Raw genomic sequence first — 21,172 nt, forward strand, 5'->3', positions numbered from 1 at the left:
GTTTTTACGTTTACTGTACCGATGGCTTGGTCGCTTCGAACATGGCCGCATCGATGCTGAACGAATAGTCGTCCTGCAGCGCGAAATACCGGCGCGCTTCCTCGGGCGCGCCATCGAAGAGGTTGCGGATGGCCGCCACGCGCTCGTCCGGCGTGCGCATGCGCGCCACCCACTCGTCGAACTGCATCGTCAGTTTCCATACGCTGCGCAAGCTGTGCGTAAAGCCCGCGTTGTCGAACTTGGCGCCCCATTCGCACGTGCGGTAGTCGCGCACGTGCGAGGCGTCGCGCAGCATTTCCACCGCCTGCAAGGTGCTGTCGTACAGGGCCGTCTTGGGCGCCACGATATCGACCACCAATAACGTGCCGTTCGGGCGCAGCACGCGCCACGCTTCGGCCAGGGCGCCCGCCACGTCGTTCCAGTGGTGCGCGGAAAAGCGCGTGACGACCATGTCGAAGCTGGCGTCGGCAAACGGCAGATGCGCGACGTCGCCCTGTTGCGTGCGGATATTGTGCAAGCCGCGCTGCGCCCTGGCGTGGTCCACCACGTCGAGCATGGGCTGCGCCAGATCATAGGCGACCACCGATTGCGCCACGGGGGCGACGGCAAAGCTGGCGTGGCCGGCGCCGCAGCCCAGGTCCAGCACGGCCGGCCGGCCGTGGCGGCGTGCGCATTCCTGCATCAGCACCAGGTCGGCGCCTTGCGCGTGCACCGCGCTGCTCAGGTAGGCATGGGCTGTCTTGCCAAACTGTTCGGTAACGACATCGTGCTGCTGCATGGTTTTCTCCTGTTGATGGGTGAGTTCCTGCAGAATAGGGATAAAATTATCCTGTAACAAGACCATAACTTATACTGGTATATCTACTACCATGCACCGCCATCATGTCGAACAAGCTCGCTGAATTCATCCGCGCCCGGCGCGAAGCCGTCACCCCCGCCATGGCTGGCTTGCCCGGTGGAGGACGCCGGCGCACGCCCGGCTTGCGGCGCGAGGAACTGGCGCAGCTGTGCGACGTCAGTCCCACCTGGCTGACGTGGCTGGAGCAGGGGCGGCCCGTGTCGGCGTCGGCCAAGATGCTTTCTCGCCTGGCGCAGGTACTGCAGCTGAGCGCGGCCGAGCGCGCCTATCTGTTCGAGGTGGCCGACAAGCATGACCCCAGCCATGGCACAGGCGAGGGCGGCGGGCCTGCCAGCGCCGAGCTGGCCGCCATCGTCGCCGCCATCGACGCGCCCGCCTACATCCTCGACCGCGAATGGAGCGCCGTGGCGTGGAACGGAGCGGCGTCCGCCTTGTTCACGGGCTGGCTGCATGGCGACGGGGACGCGCCGAACCAGCTGCGCTTCATGTTCCTGGAGCCTGGCGCGCGCGACCTGATCGTCGGCTGGCCCGAGCGGGCGCGGCGGCTGGTGGCGGAGTTTCGTGCCGATATCGGACGCCAGGCGGACCAGGCGCCGCTGGCTGGCCTGATCGCGGAGTTGGCCGATGCCAGCCCTGAATTTCGCCTGTGGTGGGGCGCGCAGCAGGTGCAGGGCCGCGACGGGGGCTTGCGCCGCTTCCAGCATGCGCAGCAGGGGCTGCTGGAGTTCAATCAGGTGACCTTGCACCTGGCGCGCCAGCATGAGCTGAAGCTGGTGATGCTGTTGCCTGTGTCATAAGGTAAAGCGGCCGCGCTTGCTATAATCGGCTTGATGGTTTGGCCTTGCCATGCTGTCCTGGCTCCGGCCGTCGCCATGATGACGGTCCCGCTCTTTCGCCAGGAGTCTGTCCTGATACCCCGCAATCCTAACCTGCGCAGCATCTATGTGATGCTGGTCGCCGTCGCCATGTTTTCCCTGATGGACACGGCCATGAAGCTGTTGTCCGCCCACTATCCGCCCATGCAGGTGACGGCCTTGCGCGCCCTGTCGTCCTTGCCGCTCGTTTGCCTGTACCTGCTGTACCGGGGCGCGTTCAAGAATGTGCTGAAGGTGCGCTGGCCGCTGCACTTGCTGCGCGGCGCGCTGGGCGTGTTGATGATTACCCTGTTCGCGTATGGCTTGAAGCGCATGTCGCTGGCCGAGACGTATGCGCTGTTTTTTGTTGCGCCCTTGCTGATCACGGTGCTGTCGGTTTTTATCTTGAAGGAAAAAGTCGACTTCGCGCGCTGGTGCGCCATCGCCGTGGGTCTGCTGGGCGTGCTGGTGGCGCTGCGTCCCGACGGTTCGGGATTCTTTTCGCTGGCCGGGCTGGCCGTACTGGGCTCGGCCGCCTGTTACGCCATTTCCGCCGTCACGGGCCGCATCCTGAGCCGCACGGATGCCAGCGAAAGCATGGTCTTCTGGCTGATGGTGATGATGGCCGCCGGCGGCGTGGCCTTGTCGGCGCACGAATGGGTGAGCATCCGCCGCGAAGACTGGTGGCTGCTGGCCGGCTTGTCGCTGAGCGGCTTCCTGGGCCAGCTGGCCATCACGGAAGCTTTTCGTTTTGGCAAGGCATCGAGCGTGGCGCCATTCGAATACTCGGCCCTGGCCTGGGGCATGGCCCTGGACTGGATGCTGTGGCGCGCCTTGCCCGACGAATACACCTTGATCGGCGCGGCCATCATCATCGGCAGCGGCATTTACCTGGTGCGGCGCGAAGCCGTGCATGCGGAAAGCGAACATCCGTGAGGAACGGTTGTGGTATTTCTGGCGTGAGCCATGCCGCACCGCAACGAAAATCCGGCAAATAGATATAATCGACAGATGTTAAAACAACGCACCATCAAACAACAGGTCCGCACCATCGGTGTCGGTTTGCACTCCGGCACCAAGGTCGAGCTGATTCTGCGTCCCGCCGCGATCGACACGGGCATCGTGTTTCGCCGCATCGACCTCGATCCCATCGTCGAGTTTCCCGCCAGCGCCATGGCCGTGGGCGATACGCGCATGGCGTCCGTACTGATCAAGGACGGCGCCAGGGTTTCCACGGTGGAACACCTGATGTCGGCCGCAGCCGGCCTGGGCATCGACAATATGGTGATCGACGTGAATGCGGAAGAAATTCCCATCATGGACGGTTCCGCTTCGTCCTTCGTCTACCTGCTGCAGCAGGCCGGCGTGGAAGAGCAGCAGGCGCCGAAGAAATTCATCAAGGTCATCAAGCCCGTGGAAGTGCGTCAAGGCAAGGGCGACGCGGAAAAATGGGCGCGCCTGTCGCCGTACGACGGCTTCAAGCTCGATTTCTTCATCGAATTCAACCACCCGGCCGTCGATGGCACGATGCAGCGCGCCTCGGTGGACTTCGGCGACGTGTCCTACGTGCACGACGTGGCGCGCGCGCGCACCTTCGGTTTCATGCAAGACGTGGAAAGCTTGCGCGGCATGGGCCTGGCCCGTGGCGGTTCGCTGGAAAACGCCATCGTGATGGACGAGTACCGCATCCTCAACGCCGATGGCCTGCGCTATGAAGACGAGTTCGTGCGTCATAAAATCCTCGACGCCATCGGCGACCTGTACCTGGTGGGCCATCCCTTGCTGGCATATTACACGGCGCACAAGTCGGGCCACGCGCTGAACAACCAGCTGCTGCTGGCGCTGCTGGAACAGCCGGAATCGTATGAAATCGTCTCGTTCGATACCAACGAGGCGGCGCCGCAGTCGTATTTGCGGCAGATGGAGCGCGAGTGGTCGTTGACGTAGGTCGGATTAGGCCGCAGGCCGTAATCCGACAATCCCGCAGGCGCCAACAATGTTGTTGGATTACGGCCCGAAGGGCCTAATCCGACCTACGTGCTGCCGCCTGGCGTTGCTAATCTTTAGGTTCGCGGTGGTGGCGCACCATATTGCGCAGCGCCGCGATCAACTGCTCGTTCTGCTTCGATGGCGGCAATGCCGTGCTCAGCTCTTCCAGGGCCGACATGGCTTTTTCCGGCAAGACCAGTGCCCGCGTATGCACGATGGGCGCAATGCTCTTGATGACTTGCACTTTCAGCTTGATGCCTGAAATCTGCCAGCCCTTTCTTTCCAGTTCCCCTTGCAGTTTCGGCAATTGCTGCTTGAGCTTGGCCGCCAGCGCCGCGTTCGGCGTGGCCAGCACCAGCTGCCCGCCTTCGAATTGCAGGATGTCGCAATGCTCGAACATCGCCGGCAAGGCCTTGGCGCAATCTTTCTGCAGGGCGGCCAGGCGCGTGACGGTGGGCATCAGGGAAGCCATCGTCGCGTTGCCGCGCAGAAAATCGGTTGCCCCCGTCGCGGCCGGGCCGGAACGGGCAAAGCCGTAGCCGCGGCGCGGCGCCGGAGAATAAGTGGGAGTTCGCATGGCCGAAACATAGCACACTCGCCCGCGCATGACGAGTGCGGCGGCGGGTGCGGCGCAGGCGGGCAGGCCGTATTGCCTTACAGTATGGGAAATGTCCGCAATTTCTGCCATTTGTTTGTCATTAAGCTATTGTTATATGGTGCATTACCCCAACCTTGGCGGGAACGCATGATAAAATCATCGTCTTTTGTCATAGTCGAACTCCGTGCGGTGACGCGATTACTACCTCGTTGTTCCCTACCGAGCTTTTTTTAACGGCGTTTTTTCAAGAATTCAAGCATGTCATTACTGACCCAGATTTTCGGTAGCCGCAACCAGCGGCTGCTCAAGCAATACCAAAAAACGGTACGCGAGATCAATGCGCTCGAGCCGGCCATCGAAAAGCTGTCGGATGCCGAGCTGCAAGCGAAAACGCCTGCCTTCAAGGAACGCATCGCCGCTGGCGAATCGCTCGATGCCTTGTTGCCGGAAGCCTTTGCCGTTTGCCGCGAGGCCAGCAAGCGCGTCCTGCGCATGCGCCATTTCGATGTGCAGATGATCGGCGGCATGGTCTTGCATTTCGGTAAGATCGCGGAAATGGGCACGGGCGAGGGCAAGACCCTGATGGCAACCTTGCCAGCCTACCTGAATGCCTTGTCGGGCAAGGGCGTGCATATCGTCACCGTCAACGACTACCTGGCGCAGCGCGATGCCGAGACCATGGGCCGCCTGTATGCATGGCTGGGCCTGTCGACGGGCGTGAACATGTCGCAGATGGAGCACAGCGCCAAACAGCAGGCGTACAACTCCGACATCACGTACGGCACGAACAATGAATTCGGTTTCGACTTCTTGCGCGACAATATGGTCTACGAAGCGCGCGAGCGCGTGCAGCGCAGCCTGAACTTCGGCATCGTCGATGAAGTCGACTCGATCCTGATCGATGAAGCGCGTACGCCGCTGATCATTTCGGGCCAGGCCGAGAACCACACGGACCTGTATCACAAGATCAATGAACTGCCTGCGCGCCTGACCCTGCAGATCGGCGAAGAAACGCCGGACGGCAAGGGCAAGGTTGAAGTGCCGGGCGACTACACCAAGGATGAAAAAGCGCACCAGGTGCTGCTGACGGAAGCCGGCCACGAAAAGGCCGAAGGCATCCTGATGGAGATGGGCCTGCTGCCGGAAGGCGCGTCGCTGTACGATTCGGCCAACATCACCCTCGTGCACCACCTGTATGCGGCCCTGCGCGCGCATGCGCTGTACTTCAAGGATCAGCACTATGTGGTGCAGAACAATGAAGTGGTGATCGTCGATGAATTCACGGGCCGTCTGATGACGGGCCGCCGCTGGTCCGACGGCTTGCACCAGGCCGTCGAAGCGAAGGAAGGCGTCAAGATCCAGAACGAGAACCAGACCCTGGCCTCGATCACCTTCCAGAACTACTTCCGCATGTACGCCAAGCTGGCCGGCATGACCGGTACGGCCGATACCGAAGCGTACGAATTCCAGGAAATTTACGGCCTGGAAACGGTCGTGATTCCGCAAAACCGTCCGCTGCAGCGCAAGGACCGCCAGGATCAGGTCTACAAATCGTCGGCGGAAAAATACAACGCGATGTTGAACGACATCCGCGACTGCTACGAGCGCGGCCAGCCCGTGCTGGTGGGTACGACCTCGATCGAGAACTCGGAACTGCTGTCGGGCATCCTGACCAAGGCCGGTTTGCCGCACAACGTGCTGAACGCGAAACAGCATGCGCGCGAAGCGGAAATCATCGCCCAGGCAGGCCGTCCGAAAGCCATCACCATCGCCACCAACATGGCAGGCCGCGGTACGGACATCGTGTTGGGCGGTAACGTCGAAAACCAGATCAAGTTCATCGAAGCCAATGCTGAACTGAGCGACGCCGACAAGGCAGCCCAGTCGCAGACCTTGCGCGATGAGTGGCAGTCGCTGCACGACCACGTGGTCAATGCGGGCGGCTTGCACATCATCGGCACCGAACGCCACGAATCGCGCCGCGTCGACAATCAGTTGCGTGGCCGTGCCGGCCGCCAGGGCGATCCGGGTTCCTCGCGCTTCTACCTGTCGCTCGACGACGCGCTGCTGCGCATCTTCGCCGGCGACCGCGTGCGCGCCGTGATGGACCGTTTGAAAATGCCGGAAGGCGAACCGATCGAGGCAGGCATCGTCTCGCGTTCGATCGAGTCGGCCCAGCGCAAGGTCGAAGCGCGCAACTTCGACATCCGCAAGCAATTGCTGGAATACGATGACGTCGCCAACGACCAGCGCAAGGTCATCTACCAGCAGCGTAACGAGCTGTTGGAAACGACCGATATTTCCGAGATGATCGGCTCGCTGCGCCATGGCGTGTTCACCGACCTGGTGCACGAATACGTGCCGCGCGAATCGGTGGAAGAGCAGTGGGATATCAAGGGCCTGGAAAACACCCTGGCCAGCGAATGGCAGCTCGACTTGCCGCTGCAGCAAATGCTGGAAGCCGATTCGACCCTGACGGACGAAGAGATCCTGGAAAAAGTGCTGGCCGCGGCCGATGCCGTGTACCAGTCGAAGATCGATATCGTCGGCAAGGAATCGTTTGGCGGCTTCGAGCGCAATGTCATGCTGCAAAGCGTGGACAGCCACTGGCGCGAACACCTGGCGGCGCTCGATCACCTGCGCCAGGGTATTCACCTGCGCGGTTATGCGCAGAAGAACCCGAAACAAGAATACAAGCGCGAAGCGTTTGAACTGTTTGGCCAGATGCTCGACATGATCAAGAACGACGTCACGAAACACGTGATGACGGTGCGTATCCAGTCGCGCGAAGAAGTCGATGCGGCCGAACAGGCGATGCAGCAGTCGCACGTGGAAAACGTGCACTACCAGCACGCCGAATTCGACCCGAACGCGGCGCCGGAAGAACTGCTGGCGCCGACGGCTGGCGACAGCAACGACCAGTATGTCGACGACATGAGCGTGAGCATGGGCGTCAAGGTCGGCCGCAACGATCCATGCCCTTGCGGCAGCGGCAAGAAGTACAAGGCTTGCCACGGCAAGCTGGCTTAAGCGCGGTTTGTCAGCGTGAACAAAAAACGGAGACTGCGGTCTCCGTTTTTTTTATGTCCGGCATATTTATTGTGCCTGATCCCTGCTCAGGGAAAGGCCCAGTATTGCGGCGCCTGCGAGGGAATGCCTTTCAAGCCGCCGCGGTTCCTGGCCCGTTGCCCCGTCTTGATCATGGTGGCGATATCGGTCAGCAGGACGCGGTTGCTGGCGAAGTAATCGTGTCCCATGAAATTCATGATGACGGCCGAGGCATCGACGAGTTCCATGCCGGGGATGCCGACGACGGGGCCGCGGATGTCGCCTATCCTGTCCCAGTCGGCAAAATTGTAGGAAGCACGGATGGCTTTGTCGTTCGCGGACGCGTACAAGGTGGCGGGAAGCTTGAGGCTGGCAAAACGGGGGGCGATCTGCTCGCGGAAGATGTCGGCATTGATGTCCGGCGCCGCCAGCACCACCTGCTTGAACAGGGGCCGCAGTTCGGGGCGCTTTTCCAGCAGGTTGGCCAGGGCCACGGTCATCGGGCGGTTGCCCATGCTGTGGGCGATGATGTAGATATCGGTGGCGGATGAGTGCTCGGCGAAGTCGGCCAGGAAGGCCTGCAGGTGCGCCTGCGTCCATTCGGCGGCATTTTCATCGAACTCATAGCCGGCCAGGGTGCCTTTCGATGGCCAGCTGTAGAACACGGGCAGGGCGCCGATATCGAGGTCGACCGCCATCTGCGCAGTGCGCCGGGCGGCGTCGTCAAACGAGTTGCTGTAGCCGTGGATGTAGATGAAGGCGGCGTGCCGTTCCGGGGCGGCCCGTATCCTGGCCTTGACGGCGGCGAGAAAATCCGCGCGCGACAGGCGCGTGGTTTCCTTGATCAGCACATATTTTTGCGCATTGTCGCTGGCAAGGATGGCGTACCAGGGCGGCAGCGGCAGCTCGCCCGGCGCTCTTTTCTCCGGGATACTCACGACGACGCTGCCATAGCTCAGGTAGGGCGCCACGCGGTTGGGCTGCCAGCCATAATTGCGGCTTTTGCGCTGGTATTGCCGGTCGGTGGCGTAATACACGGTGACGTGCGTGGCGCCGGGCGGCGGCGCATCGTTGTCGGACCTCGGCGTGCCACCGCTGCCGATGCTGCCGAACAGCTTGCCGAGGTTGCCGAGCAGGCCGCCCGTGCCCGACCATGCGCTGCTCCCCGGGCTGGCAAACGGTGGCCGCCGCCCTGCGGTAGTGGCTGGCGCGTGAGGCGCTGCCGCGGCAGGAGCGGGCGGTGGTGGCGGCGGCGGGGCAGGCGGCGCTTCGGATGCCTGTTCGGTGACGTGGATGCTGGCGCCATCTGCCGGGCCACGCAGCACCGTACAGGCTGTCAACGAGGCCAGCAGGCAAAGCAGGGATAGCGGGCGCAACAGGCACGACAGGTCTGAAGCGCTGCGCTGCATCCGGTTTGACCGCCCCTGCATCATGACATCCTTCCCTGGACGGTGCGATTGCAAGGCTCGCCATCATCCATTCCCATACCTTAGCGCCGCCAGGCGGCATGGTTCTGATAAATCGCAAGCCTGGCCGCACCACCGGCCCGTCTCGACGCTGCCGTGGCTGGCGCGACTATTCACTTGCCGCATGTTCACCCGCGCCGCGAAGGCGCTACAATAGCGCTTCCCTTTTCCCTCGCAGAAGAACTCATATGGCCGTCAATTCTCCCAAGCCCGTCGCCGCCGACTTGAAAGCCGTCGCCGGCATTGAAATCGGTGTTGCCGAAGCCGGCATCAAGAAACCCAACCGCAAGGATTTGCTGGTATTGAAACTGGCGCCGACGGCCACCGTGGCCGGCGTGTTTACCCTGAACCGCTTCTGCGCCGCGCCCGTGCAAATCTCGAAAGCCAACCTGGCGGCAGTGACGGCCGGCGCCGCGCCGATCCGCGCGCTGCTGGTCAATACGGGCAACGCGAATGCGGGCACGGGCGAATCGGGCCTGGCCGACGCGCAGGCCAGCTGCGCCGCGCTGGCCGAGCTGCTGGGCTGCACGCCGCAGCAAATCCTGCCGTTTTCCACCGGCGTGATCCTCGAGCCGCTGCCCGTGCAGCGTCTGGTCGCCGGCTTGCCGCAAGCCGTGGCCGCGCTGACTTCGGATAACTGGTTCTCGGCCGCCGAAGCCATCATGACCACCGACACGCAGCCGAAAGCCGGTTCGCGCACGGTCACCATCGGTGGCCACACGGTGACCCTGACGGGCATCAGCAAGGGCGCCGGCATGATCAAGCCGAACATGGCCACCATGCTGGGTTTCCTCGCGTTCGACGCCACCGTGGCCCAGCCCGTGCTGGACCAGCTGGTGAAACAGGCGGCCGACAAGTCGTTCAACTGCATCACCATCGACGGCGATACGTCCACGAATGACTCGTTCATGCTGGTCGCCACGGGCGCCGGCAGCCTGGTCATCGATTCCATCGATTCGCCGCATTATGCGGAACTGGCGGCCGCCGTCACCGAACTGTCGACTTTCCTGGCGCAAGCCATCGTGCGCGACGGCGAAGGCGCCACCAAGTTCATGACGGTGACCGTGGAGGACGGCCGCAACGTGGAAGAATGCCGCAAGATCGCCTATTCCATCGCCCATTCGCCGCTGGTGAAGACCGCGTTCTTTGCCTCCGACCCGAACCTGGGCCGCATCCTGGCCGCCATCGGCTACGCGGGCGTGGACGACCTGGACGTGGGTCAATTGAACTTGTACCTGGACGACGTGTGGGTGGCCAAGAACGGCGGCCGCAACCCCGATTACCAGGAGCAGGATGGCCAGCGCGTGATGCAGCAAAGCGAAATCACCATCCGCGTCAAGCTGGCGCGCGGCGATGCCACGGCTACCCTGTGGACGTGCGACTTGTCGCATGACTACGTGTCGATCAACGCCGACTACCGCTCATGACCGCCCTCGATCAATTCCTGATCCGCGCCGAGCGGGTACTGGCGCGCCTGGAGTCGATCTTGCCGCCGGCCTTGCCGGCGACCGACTGGAACAGCTTTGCCTTCCGCTGGCGCCGGCGGCAGGGTGCCGCCAGCCATCTGCAGGCGGTGGCGCACGTGTCGTCCATCGCCCTGGATGACTTGCATAACATCGGCACGCAAAAAGCGCAGATCGAGCAGAATACGCGCCAGTTCGTCGCCAGTCGCCCCGCCAACAACGTGCTGCTGACGGGCGCGCGCGGCACGGGCAAGTCGTCGCTGATCAAGGCATGCCTGAACCAGTTCGCCGGCCAGGGCCTGCGTCTGATCGAAGTGGACAAGGCGGACCTGGCCGACTTGCCCGACATCGTCGACCTGGTGGCGGCGCGTCCCGAGCGCTTCATCATCTTTTGCGACGACCTGTCGTTCGAAGAGGGCGAAAGCGGCTACAAGGCGCTGAAAGTGGCGCTCGACGGCAGCATCGCCGCGCAATCGGACAATGTGCTGATCTACGCCACCTCGAACCGCCGTCACCTGATGCCCGAGCGCATGTCGGACAACAGCAGCTACAAGACGGACGACGATGGCGATTTGCACCCGGGCGAGACGGTGGAAGAGAAAATCTCGCTGTCCGAGCGCTTCGGCCTGTGGCTGTCGTTCTACCCGTTCAAGCAGGACGATTATCTCGACATCGCGGCGCACTGGCTCGCTTCGTTCGGCTGCACGCCGGAACAGATCGCGCAAGCGCGCGGCGACGCCCTGCGCTGGGCCTTGCAGCGCGGTTCGCGTTCGGGCCGGGTGGCGTGGCAATTCGCGCGCGATTATGCTGGGAAACTACCTGCGGGAAAGCTGCCGCAATGAGCGAGATGAAAGTGAAACCGGTCGATGTGGCCGTTGGCATCCTGATGAAACCGAATGGCGACGTGCTGCTGGGCCAGCGTCCGGCCGGCAAGCCGTATGATGGCTATTGGGAATTTCCTGGCGGTAAAGTCGAACCGGGCGAAGCCATTTTGGACGCCTTGAAGCGCGAGTTTGTCGAGGAGCTGGGCTTGTATATCGACAGCGCCGAGCCCTGGTGCGGCGTCGAATATGTGTATCCGCACGCCCATGTGCGCCTGCATTTCTATATCAGCCGCAACTGGCGTGGCGAGCCGCAAAGCCTGGAAGGGCAGGCGTTCGCCTGGCAGGGCACGGTCGGCGTGGAACCCTTGCTGCCGGCCACCATTCCCCTGCTGGAATGGCTCGACGCGGTACGCCGGGAATCCCTGATACCTGCCTGATCTCCACTTGTGCCGGCGGGCAGCGCCATGCTGCGTGCTGGCGCAAGCTTTGCTGTGACTTTCCTTGTATCGCGCGCGCTTTGCGCTACAGTGCTTTCATCAAGCACCGGGGGAGTCTCGCATGCCGCTGACACTGACCTTTACCGATACCGATGAATTGCTGATTGCCGCCTTGCACAAGCGTGCCCGCGCGCATGGGCGCAGCATCGAAGACGAGCACCGCGACATCCTGCGCAGCGCCTTGCGGCCCTTGCCGAAGCGCCCGCTCGACGATATTCTACGCGGCATGCCCGACGTGGGCCTGGATGCGGATTTCGAGCGCCGCCCCTGATGCGCCATGCCTATGCCCGCTTATCTGGTCGATACGGATGTGATCGTTGCTGCGCGCAAGGGCAGTGCTGCGCCGGCGGGCGTGGCCGATTTTTTCGAGCGGGTAGCGCCGGAGTTGCGTTATGTGCCGGTGCAGGTGATCGCGCAATTGCGCGCAGGCATACAGTGCAGCTGGCGGCGCGAAGCGGCGCTGGAAGCACTGGCGCTGGAGGGCTGGCTGGAAGCCGTGCTGGCGGAATATGCGCCGCGGCTGCTGGAATTCGACCTCGATTGCGCGCTCGTGTGCGCGCGTCTGCATGGCCGTAGTCACGCGCATGGCGTCGATGGACAGATCGCGGCGATGGGTATTGCCTATGGCTTGACGGTGGTCAGCGGCAGGCTCGACAGTTTCGCGGCGCAGGGGCTGCGCCTGGAAAATCCATTCAAATGAAGCTTACTGGGGCTTGTTGTCTTCGTCTGCCAGGGGATCTTCGAACGGATCGGCGGCGGGGATCGTGTATTTCTCTTCGGCCCAGGCGCCCAGGTCGATCTGCTTGCAGCGTTCCGAGCAGAAGGGGCGGTATTTATTGGCTTCAGTCCATTTGACTTTGGCGGCACAGGTAGGGCAGTTAACGACGGTCATGATGGGGCAAATAAGTAACAGTTAAAAATTACAGAGCGTGAGCTCGAATGGTACATCTTCTTCCAGCGGCTTGGGTTTCAAGTCGCCGCCCTGGGTAGTGAAGCGTACCCACAGCATGTATTTGTTGGCGGAAATTTCCGGGATGGCGCCGCTGTTTTCATCGAGGCTCAAGCGCAGCATCTGATACACCTTGCCTTGCAGCATTTGCTGGTAGCTGCCGCCATTGGCGATCAGCTTGACGGGACCGCCGGAATCGCGCAGCAGGCGCAAGACCAGGGCCAGCGCGTCGAACAGCGGTGCCAGCGGGGCGAACCACGCGTGGATATCGGTCAGGCGCTGCTCGCAGCTGCGTTTTTGCCAGGCAAAGTACGACGGCAAGTCGAATTCGCAGGCGCCACCCGGGATGATGGTGCGGCCGCGGATGCTCATCAGCCATTCATTGTCGCGGATATTCTGGCCCGTCTTGCCTTGCGCTGCCACGAGGGCGCCGCTGACACTGTCGAGTTCGCCGAGGATGGCATCCAGGGTTTCCGGCTCCACGTTCGGATTGCTGCGGTAGCCCAGCAGGCTCTGGCGCTGGCGCTCGAGTTCCTGCAGCAGGTCCGACTTCAGGTCGGCGCGGCCGGCCACTTCAAGCATATCGAAAATAGTTGCCAAGGCAACATGATGTTGCATTGCATGCTCTTGCTGGATGAAGAACTTGAATTTGTCGTACAGGTCTTCCAGCCGCAACAAGGTACGTATGCGTTCGTTGAAAGGGTATTCGTAGACAATCAAAATAATTCCCTTAAGTAAGGACCTGCAAACAATCCCGTGATTTTGAACCAAGCGTCGACAAATTACAAACGTTGCGGCCCGATTCCAGCCATTCTTTTTGAAAATGCCAGATATAAATCGTGCAACTGGGCAATCTGCGACGCCAGGGCCGCCAAATCGCCATTATTGTCGATCACATCGTCCGCCGCCGCCAGGCGCATGGCGCGCGTGGCCTGCGTGGCCATGATGGCTTTGACTTGTTCTTCCGATAAGCCATTGCGCGCCATCACGCGCGACACTTGCAGGCTTTCCTGGCAATCGATGACCAGTACGCGGTTGACCCGCTCCACCCAGCCGCCGGACTCGACCAGCAGGGGCACGGCAAAGATCACGTAGCTGCCCGTCGCTTCTGCCGCCGCCGTCAGGGTGGCCTGGCGGATGCGCGGGTGCAGGATGGCTTCCAGTTTCGCCTTGGCGGCGGCGTCGGAAAACACGAGGTTGCGCATTTTTGTACGGTCGAGGGCGCCGCGCGCATCGGCGTAGCCGGGCCCAAATTCCGCCACCAGGGCTGGCATGGCCGCGCCATTCGGCGCCGTCAGGCTGTGTGCGATCTGATCGGTGTCGACGATGGAGGCGCCGCGCGCGGCGAACAGGTCGGCCACCGTGCTCTTGCCGCAACCGATGCCGCCGGTGAGGCCGACGCTGAAATAGGGGGCGTTTTGTAATTGCATGTGTGTATCCATAAGGGGCTGGTCAGCTGGTCAGGCCCAGCGTGAGGCGCGACAGGGGCGTGCCGTACAGCAGCGCAATCAGACCCGCCGCCGCCAGATAGGGGCCGAAGGGAATCGGCTTGTCGCGCCCCCGCTTGGCAAACACGATCAGGCCGATGCCGACCACGGCGCCCACCACCGACGACAACAATATGATCGTCGGCAACATGGTCCAGCCCAGCCACGCACCGAGCGCCGCCAGCAATTTGAAGTCACCATAGCCCATTCCCTCCTTGCCTGTCGCCAGCTTGAAGGCCCAGTACACGGCCCACAGGGCCAGATAACCGGCGGCCGCGCCGATGACGGCGTCCTGCAGCGGCACGAAAGTTCCGTTGATGTTGACCAGCAAGCCGGCCCACAGCAGGGGGAAGGTCAGGTCGTCGGGCAGCATTTGCGTGTCGGCGTCGATGAAGGTCATGGCGATCAGCAGCCAGGCAAACACGAGCGTGGCCAGGCCCGTCCAGCCGCTGCCGAAATGCCAGATCAACAGGGCCGACAGCGCGCCCGTCAGCAGCTCCACCAGCGGATAGCGCACGGAGATGGGCGCCTTGCAGGCGCTGCATTTGCCGCGCAGCAGCAGGTAGCTGATGACGGGGATGTTTTCCTTGGCCGTGATGCGGTGGCCGCAAGCGGTGCAGTTTGAGTGCGGCAGCATCAGGTTGTAGCGGTCCGTGTGCGGCAAGGGCAAGCCGCTTTCTTCCGCCACATAATTAGCGGAGTCGCGCTCCATCATTTTCGGCACGCGGTGGATCACCACGTTGAGGAAGCTGCCGACGATCAGGCCGAACAGGGCGGCGACGAGGGTGACGGGCAAATTGCCGGGCGCGGCGAACAGCAGGGTATCTTGCAGCATGGTGGAGTTGTCTGAGGTGGTGATATTGCCGCGCAAACATTGCTTGGCACTGCCGCAGTGTAAAACATCTGCCGGCGCATGGGGATGTTTTGCGCAGGGTTCTGGTCGAGGGATGACGTCGGGCCAGCATGGCGGCGGTAGTTTTCGCGTGGATCGAATTCTTCCAGTCGCTCACCGATGTGTGGGTTTGTCACCCGGCTTGCGGAGGCTGTCCCGCAAACCGGACGCTGGAAACTCCTGCGCCGCCTTTAGATGGTCAATATTCGGTTGGCGGCAACAATGAGGTCACCTTTCTGGCTTACGGTGCACCTTGTCGCGCCGGTTGACCGCGCGCGCCAACAGCGAGCGAGTCAGGAGCTTATGAAACGGCATGATGATAAACAAATAAACTCTTCCCAAGAGATTGTTTATTTTAACCAAGGTTGAAATCGTCACTTCCGATCCTTTCAGACTCGGTTGAATGCTTATCCAGATCCGAAAATCCAGATGCTTGTCGTCACCACCGACGACGACTTCAGTGCCCGTACTTGAAATAATCGGAAACATGCCAATCTTGCCCAGCCCGCGATCGCTAAAGCTAATACTTTTCTTTAGTCCCAACGGTGCGACGATTCCGTTGCGCAGAATAATGAGCCAGGTGAGCATGCGATGCGGTTCAGCGAACACGGCGCGCCCCGCTTGTTCGGCGTCCACGTAGGTTCGATCCCCCTGACCGGAATAGCCGTCGGAGAAATCAATGCGCGTCAATCCTGACGCCGACATGGCTGCTGCCGGTGCGGCAATGAGGAAGACTTTGTTTGCTTCGTTTGTCATGAATAAAACGCTCTCTGTAAAGTGAGTGACGGTCGGACTGCGGTTGTTTTGATTGGCGCGCATTCCAAGTTTGCAAACGTGCACTGGCGAACGGAGTGCTTGCATAGTGGTCACATGGGCCGGAATGCTCCGTCTAATATTGCGCCAACGCCTGCTTTCGGGGCAATGGCGTCTCGAATACTCGTATCAATTAGTCGTTCATAGATTGTGCTTTGGCCGGCCGGAATAAGTTCTCTGAGTGTTTCTTTACGTTTGTCCCGCCCGAACAAGGCCTCAACGGCCCAAGCGATCAGATACACGGCAGACAAACAGCCACCTGCGGTCGCCACATTTCCTTTGCATACCAGGGGCAAATCGAGAACCTCAATTCCCAGGGCTTGCAGTTCCTCTTTGGCATCGGGATGCGTCGTGGCTGGCCCCTTTGCCAGCAGACCCAACTTGGCAAGAATGAAGGAGCCGGCACAGATCGATCCGATGAGCTGCGTATCTGGATTCAGGGAAAATGCACGCATGAAATCCTGGTCGGCGATAGCGCCTTTCACGCCAACTTTACCGCTGGAAAACAATACAAGGTCTGCGTCATTCGCTTCGCTGATGCACCCGTGGGTCTTGATAATCAGACCGTTTGCGGATTGATGCGCTTCCTTTGTTCCCAATATCTTCACTTGCCAATCCGTCTTATTCCTCCCGAGGATGTCCCACATCAAGAACAAATCCAAATCGGTGAAATGATCAAAAATCACGATGACTATTTTCTTCATGTTGCGCTCCGCCGTTTGCGTTGATTCAAAATGAGACCACGGACGAGCACCACTTTTTTTTGCGTCCGCAGTTGTGACTAAGTCCGTCAAATATCTGTTTGGGAGGAACTTCTTTTCCTGATTGGACGGGCTTCAGTGCTGGCCCGCCAGGACAGTTCTTGCCGACTGCGCGTCGGCTTTCAGTGCGAAGTAGGTCCACATTCCTCCAAGCAGATCTGCGACGCCGAAAAAAACGATCATTGGGCTGGCAAGGCCAATGGCAGCGAAGGTCGTGAAGGCCGCGAACACGAAGAGGCGCGTGTATACCGACGCTACCAGAAACGGCTTGTTTTCGTGCTTGGCTGCGACCCACGCATAGACGCCAATCATGGATACAATAACGCCAAGCAAATGAATCCAGACCTCGGAGGTTGGCGGCATTTGTAAGATCGACAGCAAGAAGTTCGGTGCGACGACTAACACGGGCCCAACGACGAACAAGTAGATGGCAAATACTTTGGCGCTATACGCAGACTTGGACATGTTTTTCCTTTTCGAGAGCGTTGCCGATAGGCTTGGTGGTTTCAAGGTGGGTGATTGAACTGCGGTGGCGATACTGCGCAAGCGCGGCACGGCTGCTGCCAGGCATGATGAAGACCGCGCATCGCGGATGCTGAAACGTGGTATGCATTTAACGAATCCAGGCGTTGGCGGTGCGCACACGTGCACCGAGGGTTTTGAGAAGCTGGATCAGACCTAAATAGGCCCGGTCTACGTAGGGCAGTTCCTCCGGCAAGGACTGCAGGTGCTGAAGTGCCTGGCGCTGATGCTCGGCTGATGGACGTGGGTATGGCGGGTGTTGCGCAAAGTCATACACCGCCACGGTAAACGGCAACTTCTGCCAGGCATGCCGCTCGGCCATTGCCGGCAGCAGTTGCTGGCAAAAGTCCTGCTCATTCAGATTCGGCCCAATCAGGCCCAAGTCCCGATAGGCCTGATGCATGGCACTGTGGTCCGCCGGGGTGCGCAACTGTGCCGACCAAAGCGCGCTGAGCGCTTGGCAAAAGGCAGCGTCCAGCGTGCGGGTGCAGCCAAAGTCCAGCAGGCCCAGTCGGCCGTCCGGCATGAACAGATAGTTGCCCGGATGCGGGTCGGCTTGCAAGCGGTGCAGCACAAAGGTGCAATGAAAGAAGGCGTCAAACAGCAACTGACCAGCCTGATCACGTGCGGCTTGATCGGGTTCGGTCAGCAACCATTCGTTGAGATGCATTCCCGGCAGGCGCTGCATGGTCAGCACGCGGCGTGTGGTGCGGTCCATTACCGGCTGGGGGATCACCAGGCCCGGCAGCGTGAGATGCTGTGCAAACCATTGCATGGTCTGCGCCTCGTGCAAATAGTCCAGCTCCTCGGCCAGTTTCTGTTCGATGTCATCCATCATGCGCGCGATGATATCGGCTTTGGGCATCATCTCCGAGCGTTCCCCCCAGGCTTGCAGCAGGCTGCGCAGCATACGCATGTCGCTGCCAATGGAGTCCGCCATTCCGGGGTATTGTAGTTTGACGGCCACTGCCATACCGTCGCTCATGATGGCGGCGTGGACCTGACCCAGACTGGCGGCGGCAAAGGCGATCGGATCGAATTGCTGGAACAGGGCTTGCGGATCCTGGCCAAACTCCTGGCGCATCACTTTGATCACCAACGCGCGGTTCAGCGGCGTGACCTGGTAGTGGGCGCGGGCCAGTTCCTGGCGCATGCCCTCGGGTAGAAAGCCTAATTCCATGCTGAGCAGCTGCGAGGCTTTGAGTGCCGTGCCCTTGAGCTGGTTCAACGCGGCAAACAGGATGCGCCCGAGTTCCGCCTCATGTGCCACGCGGGCCTGTTCCGTTTTCGCATCGTCGCGCGTCATCGACTTGGCCTTATGGCCCAGGTGGGTCAGCCCGGCCCGCGCCACTGCCATGCCGACAATCGCGCCACGCGAAAGACGTCCGGTGCGCGGCAACTGCGAAACCTTGTTCGTCCTGGTCGTGGGCCTCATGAGCGTGCCCCGCCCAGGCCGCGGCGGGCCAATTGCAGCAGGTCCAGCAAGCCATTGCCGTCTTGCATCAGGCGCGCCAGCTGGCTGCGCACCATGAAACCGCCCAGCTCCAGCAGCTTGTCCACCAGGCCGCTGCGCAAGGCTAACACCAGCACGCCCAAACTTAAATCGACCATTTGCGTGGTGTTGGAAAATTGCTCGGAGGTGTCGCGCAGCCAGTACGCAATGACGCCGTACACATAGTCGGCCAACAGTCCGGCCAGGCTGGGCTTGAAGCCGCAAGGCACGATTTCACCGGTCGTCTCGGCCTGCTCCAGCATCTGGAGAAAGGTTTGCTGGAGCAAAGGCTTGCCGGGTAGTTGCTCGCCCAACAGCAGCGTGGGCGCGCGCTGCACCATGCCGCGCGCCAGACCCACAAATTCGCGGTCGGCCAGCAAACCTTCCAGCAGACTCTCGATCACCAGTTGCAGGCGCTCCTGCAGCGAAAATTCGTTCTGTCCCTGCGTCTTGTCGGCCTGCGCCACTGCGTCTGCAATTGCTTGCTGAAAGTAGGCGGTTACCAGTTTCTCCTTGGTCGGGAAGTATTTGTAGATGGTGGCATCACCCACGTCGGCGGCACGTGCGATCTGCTTCATCGTGGTGCCCTCAAACCCATGCTGGGTCATCAGGTCCACTGCGGTCTGAATGATCAGCCGATGGTTTTTGGCTTGTTGGGCTTTGGAAGTACGCATGATCGAAATTTAAAGAAGAGTGGAATGTCGGGGCGGGGCAAAACAATCAAGTCTGGCCCAACCATGTAAGAAGTGCGACGGCGAGCAGGCCGATCGTTGCCCCCGCAGCTACAAAATATCCATTCATAGAATGTCTTGCGAGAAAGGTGCAGCCACGTGCCTCTTGAACTTGACGACGCCACAGAAGACGCGTGCAAGCCCCGACAAGTACGTGAACCAGACCACTGTATTTGCCATATCCATCCTCGAGGATTACCTCATGCCCCACATCTTGATATGAATATACGATACTTACTATCTATTCATTTAATATATTGCACATCTATTGCATAGTCAATGGCTATTATTTGATAAAGAGGTCGATGTATTCCAAGCATGGCTTCATGCCGGGTGTCGGTGGCAATCCACCGAACTTGGCAGCGCCGCGCCTCGGCACGGCTTCTGACTCAGGGATTTGTGCGATTCCGGACGTGGAACCCGAGGCTTCGATTTGATGATGCCAGGGCGGTGCCAGTAGGCGAGCGGCAACGCGCCATGTGAGTCTAAGTAATACCGGGCGACGGCATGGCTCTGCTCAGTAGCTCGTAAGAACCACATTCTTGCGGCTACGTAGTCGATTCGGACACCGTCCCTGGAGATGCATGAGGACTGGCGACATTGATTTGGGCATCGGCACATCTAAGCCCGGCTTCGAATGCTCATCGTGATACGGCATGTTGCACCGAGTCCTGACTCATCGAACGCTTCCATCATGTCTCATCACTGAGAACCTACAGGCGCGCAGTCAAATCACGGTCCCCAACTTGAAAATCGGCAAATACAGGGCGATCACGAGGGAACCGACGAGCACGCCCAGCACCACCATCAGCGCCGGTTCCAGCAGCGTGGAAAGCGTGGTCACGGTGGCGTCGACGTCCGCCTCGATGATCTCGGCCGCGCGCGACAGCATGGCGTCGAGCGCGCCCGACTCCTCGCCGATCAGGGCCAGTTGCGTCAGCAGCGGGGGAAATACGCCGCTGTGTTCCATGGCCAGGGCCAGGCCGCCGCCGGCGCGGATTTCACGCTCGATGCGCGTCGTCGCTTCCTGGTACAGCGCGTGGCCGGAGGCGGCGCCCACGAGGCCCAGCGAGTCGAGCAGCGGCACGCCGGCGGCGAACATGGCGGCCAGGGTGCGCGTCCAGCGGGCGATTGCCGCCTTGCGCAGGAGCGGGCCGAACACGGGCAGGCGTAGTGCCCGCAGTTGCGTGTTGCGCCTTAAGGCGGGCCAGCGGCGCCAGGCCAGGTGCAGCAGCACGCAAGCGAGCACGAGCGCTGCCAGCAAGGCCAGCCAGTAGCGGACCAGAAAGGCGGACACGCCCATGACGGCCAGGGTGGGCAACGGCAAGGGCGCGCCGAAGCTGTCGAAGACCTGGCGGAAGGCGGGCACGACCACGCTCATGATGATGGCCGTGACAACGATGGCGACGAGTACGATGACCAGCGGATACATCAGCGCGCCGCGCACCTGCCGCCGCAAGGCGATGGCCTTTTCCTGGTGCGTGGCCAGGCGCGCCAGCAAGTCCTGCACGATGCCGGCCTGTTCGCCCGCCGCGAGCAGGTTGCAATACAGCTCGTCAAACAGCAGCGGGAACTGGCGGAAGGCTTGCTGCAGGCTGCTGCCCGCTTCGATGTCGTGGCGCAAGTCGCGCATCAGCTCGGTGATCGCGGGTTTGGCGTGCCCCTTGCCGGCGATGTCGAAGGCGTGCAGCAGCGGCACGCCGGCCGCCATCATGGTCGACAGCTGGCGCGTGAACAGGGCAATATCCTTGCGCGTGATGGCCTTGCCCGGCGCGGCGCGCGCGGCCTGTACCCGGGTGGCCAGGATGCCCTGGCGTCTTAGCGCGACCGTGGCTGCGCCGGCGTCGGCGGCGCGCAAGACGCCTTCGGCCGCCTTGCCATGGCGGTCCGTGCCCTTCCATGCAAAGCGCCGCTCGGCCGCCATGTG

Annotated in this window: 22 protein-coding genes; 9 read left to right on the forward strand and 13 right to left on the reverse strand. The window is 61.3% G+C overall.

Annotation, left to right across the window (positions count from 1 at the left end; genetic code table 11):
• Positions 1-10: 10 nt before the first annotated feature.
• A complete protein-coding gene (locus AC1Q6X_RS19130) occupies positions 11-778 on the reverse strand; it encodes a class I SAM-dependent methyltransferase (protein ID WP_492498148.1) in 768 nt (255 codons plus the stop codon).
• Positions 779-882: 104 nt separating this feature from the next.
• Between AC1Q6X_RS19130 and AC1Q6X_RS19135 the strand changes: the two genes are divergently transcribed.
• From AC1Q6X_RS19135 to lpxC, 3 genes are all read left to right on the forward strand, one after another.
• Entirely contained in the window at positions 883-1,656 is a 774-nt protein-coding gene (locus AC1Q6X_RS19135) for a helix-turn-helix transcriptional regulator (RefSeq protein ID WP_070312910.1), read from the forward strand.
• Between the two features lie 150 nt (positions 1,657-1,806).
• On the forward strand, positions 1,807-2,649 hold the full coding sequence (locus AC1Q6X_RS19140; RefSeq protein WP_230506405.1) for a DMT family transporter: 843 nt from the start codon (positions 1,807-1,809) through the stop codon (positions 2,647-2,649).
• A gap of 75 nt (positions 2,650-2,724) precedes the next feature.
• Positions 2,725-3,660 carry a UDP-3-O-acyl-N-acetylglucosamine deacetylase gene (lpxC, locus tag AC1Q6X_RS19145; protein ID WP_070222474.1) on the forward strand — a complete coding sequence of 312 codons (936 nt, stop codon included), beginning with the start codon at positions 2,725-2,727 and terminating at the stop codon, positions 3,658-3,660.
• Between the two features lie 109 nt (positions 3,661-3,769).
• Here lpxC and AC1Q6X_RS19150 read toward each other — a convergent pair whose 3' ends face one another.
• Positions 3,770-4,279, reverse strand: a complete 510-nt coding sequence (locus tag AC1Q6X_RS19150; RefSeq protein WP_070222473.1) for a DciA family protein — start codon at positions 4,277-4,279, stop codon at positions 3,770-3,772.
• A 279-nt stretch (positions 4,280-4,558) separates the two neighbouring features.
• Between AC1Q6X_RS19150 and secA the strand changes: the two genes are divergently transcribed.
• Positions 4,559-7,330, forward strand: coding sequence for a preprotein translocase subunit SecA (gene secA, locus AC1Q6X_RS19155; protein WP_121668506.1), 2,772 nt, complete (start codon positions 4,559-4,561; stop codon positions 7,328-7,330).
• Between the two features lie 86 nt (positions 7,331-7,416).
• Here secA and AC1Q6X_RS19160 read toward each other — a convergent pair whose 3' ends face one another.
• The gene (locus AC1Q6X_RS19160; RefSeq protein WP_492498149.1) at positions 7,417-8,688 is read right to left on the reverse strand and encodes an alpha/beta hydrolase; all 1,272 of its coding nucleotides are present in this window, start codon (positions 8,686-8,688) and stop codon (positions 7,417-7,419) included.
• Between the two features lie 314 nt (positions 8,689-9,002).
• On the opposite strand from AC1Q6X_RS19160, the gene argJ reads away from it, so the two are divergent.
• The 5 genes from argJ to AC1Q6X_RS19185 all read left to right on the forward strand — a co-directional run bounded on the left by argJ (position 9,003) and on the right by AC1Q6X_RS19185 (position 12,298).
• The gene (gene argJ, locus AC1Q6X_RS19165; protein WP_070290173.1) at positions 9,003-10,241 is read left to right on the forward strand and encodes a bifunctional glutamate N-acetyltransferase/amino-acid acetyltransferase ArgJ; all 1,239 of its coding nucleotides are present in this window, start codon (positions 9,003-9,005) and stop codon (positions 10,239-10,241) included.
• On the forward strand, positions 10,238-11,119 hold the full coding sequence (locus tag AC1Q6X_RS19170; RefSeq protein ID WP_121668507.1) for an ATP-binding protein: 882 nt from the start codon (positions 10,238-10,240) through the stop codon (positions 11,117-11,119). Before argJ ends, AC1Q6X_RS19170 begins: the two co-directional genes overlap by 4 nt.
• Entirely contained in the window at positions 11,116-11,538 is a 423-nt protein-coding gene (locus AC1Q6X_RS19175) for an NUDIX domain-containing protein (RefSeq protein WP_492498150.1), read from the forward strand. Before AC1Q6X_RS19170 ends, AC1Q6X_RS19175 begins: the two co-directional genes overlap by 4 nt.
• Before the next feature lie 121 nt (positions 11,539-11,659).
• On the forward strand, positions 11,660-11,869 hold the full coding sequence (locus tag AC1Q6X_RS19180) for a FitA-like ribbon-helix-helix domain-containing protein (protein ID WP_070219361.1): 210 nt from the start codon (positions 11,660-11,662) through the stop codon (positions 11,867-11,869).
• Positions 11,870-11,875: 6 nt separating this feature from the next.
• Positions 11,876-12,298: a type II toxin-antitoxin system VapC family toxin gene (locus AC1Q6X_RS19185; RefSeq protein WP_139143048.1), complete on the forward strand. Its 423-nt coding sequence runs from the start codon at positions 11,876-11,878 to the stop codon at positions 12,296-12,298.
• Positions 12,299-12,301: 3 nt separating this feature from the next.
• Here AC1Q6X_RS19185 and yacG read toward each other — a convergent pair whose 3' ends face one another.
• The 10 genes from yacG to AC1Q6X_RS19235 all read right to left on the reverse strand — a co-directional run bounded on the left by yacG (position 12,302) and on the right by AC1Q6X_RS19235 (position 21,169).
• Positions 12,302-12,493: a DNA gyrase inhibitor YacG gene (yacG, locus tag AC1Q6X_RS19190; protein WP_492498170.1), complete on the reverse strand. Its 192-nt coding sequence runs from the start codon at positions 12,491-12,493 to the stop codon at positions 12,302-12,304.
• An 18-nt stretch (positions 12,494-12,511) separates the two neighbouring features.
• Entirely contained in the window at positions 12,512-13,267 is a 756-nt protein-coding gene (gene zapD / locus AC1Q6X_RS19195) for a cell division protein ZapD (RefSeq protein ID WP_070219363.1), read from the reverse strand.
• Between the two features lie 62 nt (positions 13,268-13,329).
• Complete coding sequence (gene coaE, locus AC1Q6X_RS19200; RefSeq protein WP_492498151.1) at positions 13,330-13,977, reverse strand: dephospho-CoA kinase; 648 nt, start codon at positions 13,975-13,977, stop codon at positions 13,330-13,332.
• A gap of 22 nt (positions 13,978-13,999) precedes the next feature.
• Positions 14,000-14,869, reverse strand: coding sequence for a prepilin peptidase (locus tag AC1Q6X_RS19205; RefSeq protein WP_070290267.1), 870 nt, complete (start codon positions 14,867-14,869; stop codon positions 14,000-14,002).
• A gap of 285 nt (positions 14,870-15,154) precedes the next feature.
• Complete coding sequence (locus AC1Q6X_RS19210) at positions 15,155-15,745, reverse strand: DUF2867 domain-containing protein (RefSeq protein WP_070290185.1); 591 nt, start codon at positions 15,743-15,745, stop codon at positions 15,155-15,157.
• Positions 15,746-15,792: 47 nt separating this feature from the next.
• Positions 15,793-16,443 (reverse strand): DJ-1/PfpI family protein, encoded by a 651-nt coding sequence (locus AC1Q6X_RS19215; RefSeq protein WP_492498152.1) that lies wholly within the window; start codon positions 16,441-16,443, stop codon positions 15,793-15,795.
• Positions 16,444-16,575: 132 nt separating this feature from the next.
• Positions 16,576-16,965 carry a hypothetical protein gene (locus AC1Q6X_RS19220; protein ID WP_070219367.1) on the reverse strand — a complete coding sequence of 130 codons (390 nt, stop codon included), beginning with the start codon at positions 16,963-16,965 and terminating at the stop codon, positions 16,576-16,578.
• Between the two features lie 148 nt (positions 16,966-17,113).
• On the reverse strand, positions 17,114-18,457 hold the full coding sequence (locus tag AC1Q6X_RS19225) for an ABC1 kinase family protein (protein WP_230506296.1): 1,344 nt from the start codon (positions 18,455-18,457) through the stop codon (positions 17,114-17,116).
• Positions 18,454-19,188 carry a TetR/AcrR family transcriptional regulator gene (locus AC1Q6X_RS19230; RefSeq protein ID WP_268994178.1) on the reverse strand — a complete coding sequence of 245 codons (735 nt, stop codon included), beginning with the start codon at positions 19,186-19,188 and terminating at the stop codon, positions 18,454-18,456. The genes AC1Q6X_RS19225 and AC1Q6X_RS19230 overlap by 4 nt, the downstream gene beginning before the upstream one ends.
• Positions 19,189-19,972: 784 nt before the next feature.
• Positions 19,973-21,169 carry a type II secretion system F family protein gene (locus AC1Q6X_RS19235; protein ID WP_492498153.1) on the reverse strand — a complete coding sequence of 399 codons (1,197 nt, stop codon included), beginning with the start codon at positions 21,167-21,169 and terminating at the stop codon, positions 19,973-19,975.
• Positions 21,170-21,172: the final 3 nt, after the last annotated feature.

The sequence above is a fragment of the Janthinobacterium sp. GW823-FHT06H09 genome, assembly GCF_058794735.1.

Excerpts from the sequence above, each read along its gene's own strand:
- AC1Q6X_RS19130 (WP_492498148.1), bottom strand. The coding sequence starts at position 778 with ATGCAGCAGCACGATGTCGTTACCGAACAGTTTGGCAAGACAGCCCAT.
- AC1Q6X_RS19135 (WP_070312910.1), top strand. The coding sequence starts at position 883 with ATGTCGAACAAGCTCGCTGAATTCATCCGCGCCCGGCGCGAAGCCGTC.
- AC1Q6X_RS19140 (WP_230506405.1), top strand. The coding sequence starts at position 1,807 with ATGCTGGTCGCCGTCGCCATGTTTTCCCTGATGGACACGGCCATGAAG.
- lpxC (WP_070222474.1), top strand. The coding sequence starts at position 2,725 with ATGTTAAAACAACGCACCATCAAACAACAGGTCCGCACCATCGGTGTC.
- AC1Q6X_RS19150 (WP_070222473.1), bottom strand. The coding sequence starts at position 4,279 with ATGCGAACTCCCACTTATTCTCCGGCGCCGCGCCGCGGCTACGGCTTT.
- secA (WP_121668506.1), top strand. The coding sequence starts at position 4,559 with ATGTCATTACTGACCCAGATTTTCGGTAGCCGCAACCAGCGGCTGCTC.
- argJ (WP_070290173.1), top strand. The coding sequence starts at position 9,003 with ATGGCCGTCAATTCTCCCAAGCCCGTCGCCGCCGACTTGAAAGCCGTC.
- AC1Q6X_RS19170 (WP_121668507.1), top strand. The coding sequence starts at position 10,238 with ATGACCGCCCTCGATCAATTCCTGATCCGCGCCGAGCGGGTACTGGCG.
- AC1Q6X_RS19175 (WP_492498150.1), top strand. The coding sequence starts at position 11,116 with ATGAGCGAGATGAAAGTGAAACCGGTCGATGTGGCCGTTGGCATCCTG.
- AC1Q6X_RS19180 (WP_070219361.1), top strand. The coding sequence starts at position 11,660 with ATGCCGCTGACACTGACCTTTACCGATACCGATGAATTGCTGATTGCC.
- AC1Q6X_RS19185 (WP_139143048.1), top strand. The coding sequence starts at position 11,876 with ATGCCTATGCCCGCTTATCTGGTCGATACGGATGTGATCGTTGCTGCG.
- coaE (WP_492498151.1), bottom strand. The coding sequence starts at position 13,977 with ATGCAATTACAAAACGCCCCCTATTTCAGCGTCGGCCTCACCGGCGGC.
- AC1Q6X_RS19205 (WP_070290267.1), bottom strand. The coding sequence starts at position 14,869 with ATGCTGCAAGATACCCTGCTGTTCGCCGCGCCCGGCAATTTGCCCGTC.
- AC1Q6X_RS19210 (WP_070290185.1), bottom strand. The coding sequence starts at position 15,745 with ATGCGCGCCAATCAAAACAACCGCAGTCCGACCGTCACTCACTTTACA.
- AC1Q6X_RS19215 (WP_492498152.1), bottom strand. The coding sequence starts at position 16,443 with ATGAAGAAAATAGTCATCGTGATTTTTGATCATTTCACCGATTTGGAT.
- AC1Q6X_RS19220 (WP_070219367.1), bottom strand. The coding sequence starts at position 16,965 with ATGTCCAAGTCTGCGTATAGCGCCAAAGTATTTGCCATCTACTTGTTC.
- AC1Q6X_RS19225 (WP_230506296.1), bottom strand. The coding sequence starts at position 18,457 with ATGAGGCCCACGACCAGGACGAACAAGGTTTCGCAGTTGCCGCGCACC.
- AC1Q6X_RS19230 (WP_268994178.1), bottom strand. The coding sequence starts at position 19,188 with ATGCGTACTTCCAAAGCCCAACAAGCCAAAAACCATCGGCTGATCATT.
- AC1Q6X_RS19235 (WP_492498153.1), bottom strand. The coding sequence starts at position 21,169 with ATGGCGGCCGAGCGGCGCTTTGCATGGAAGGGCACGGACCGCCATGGC.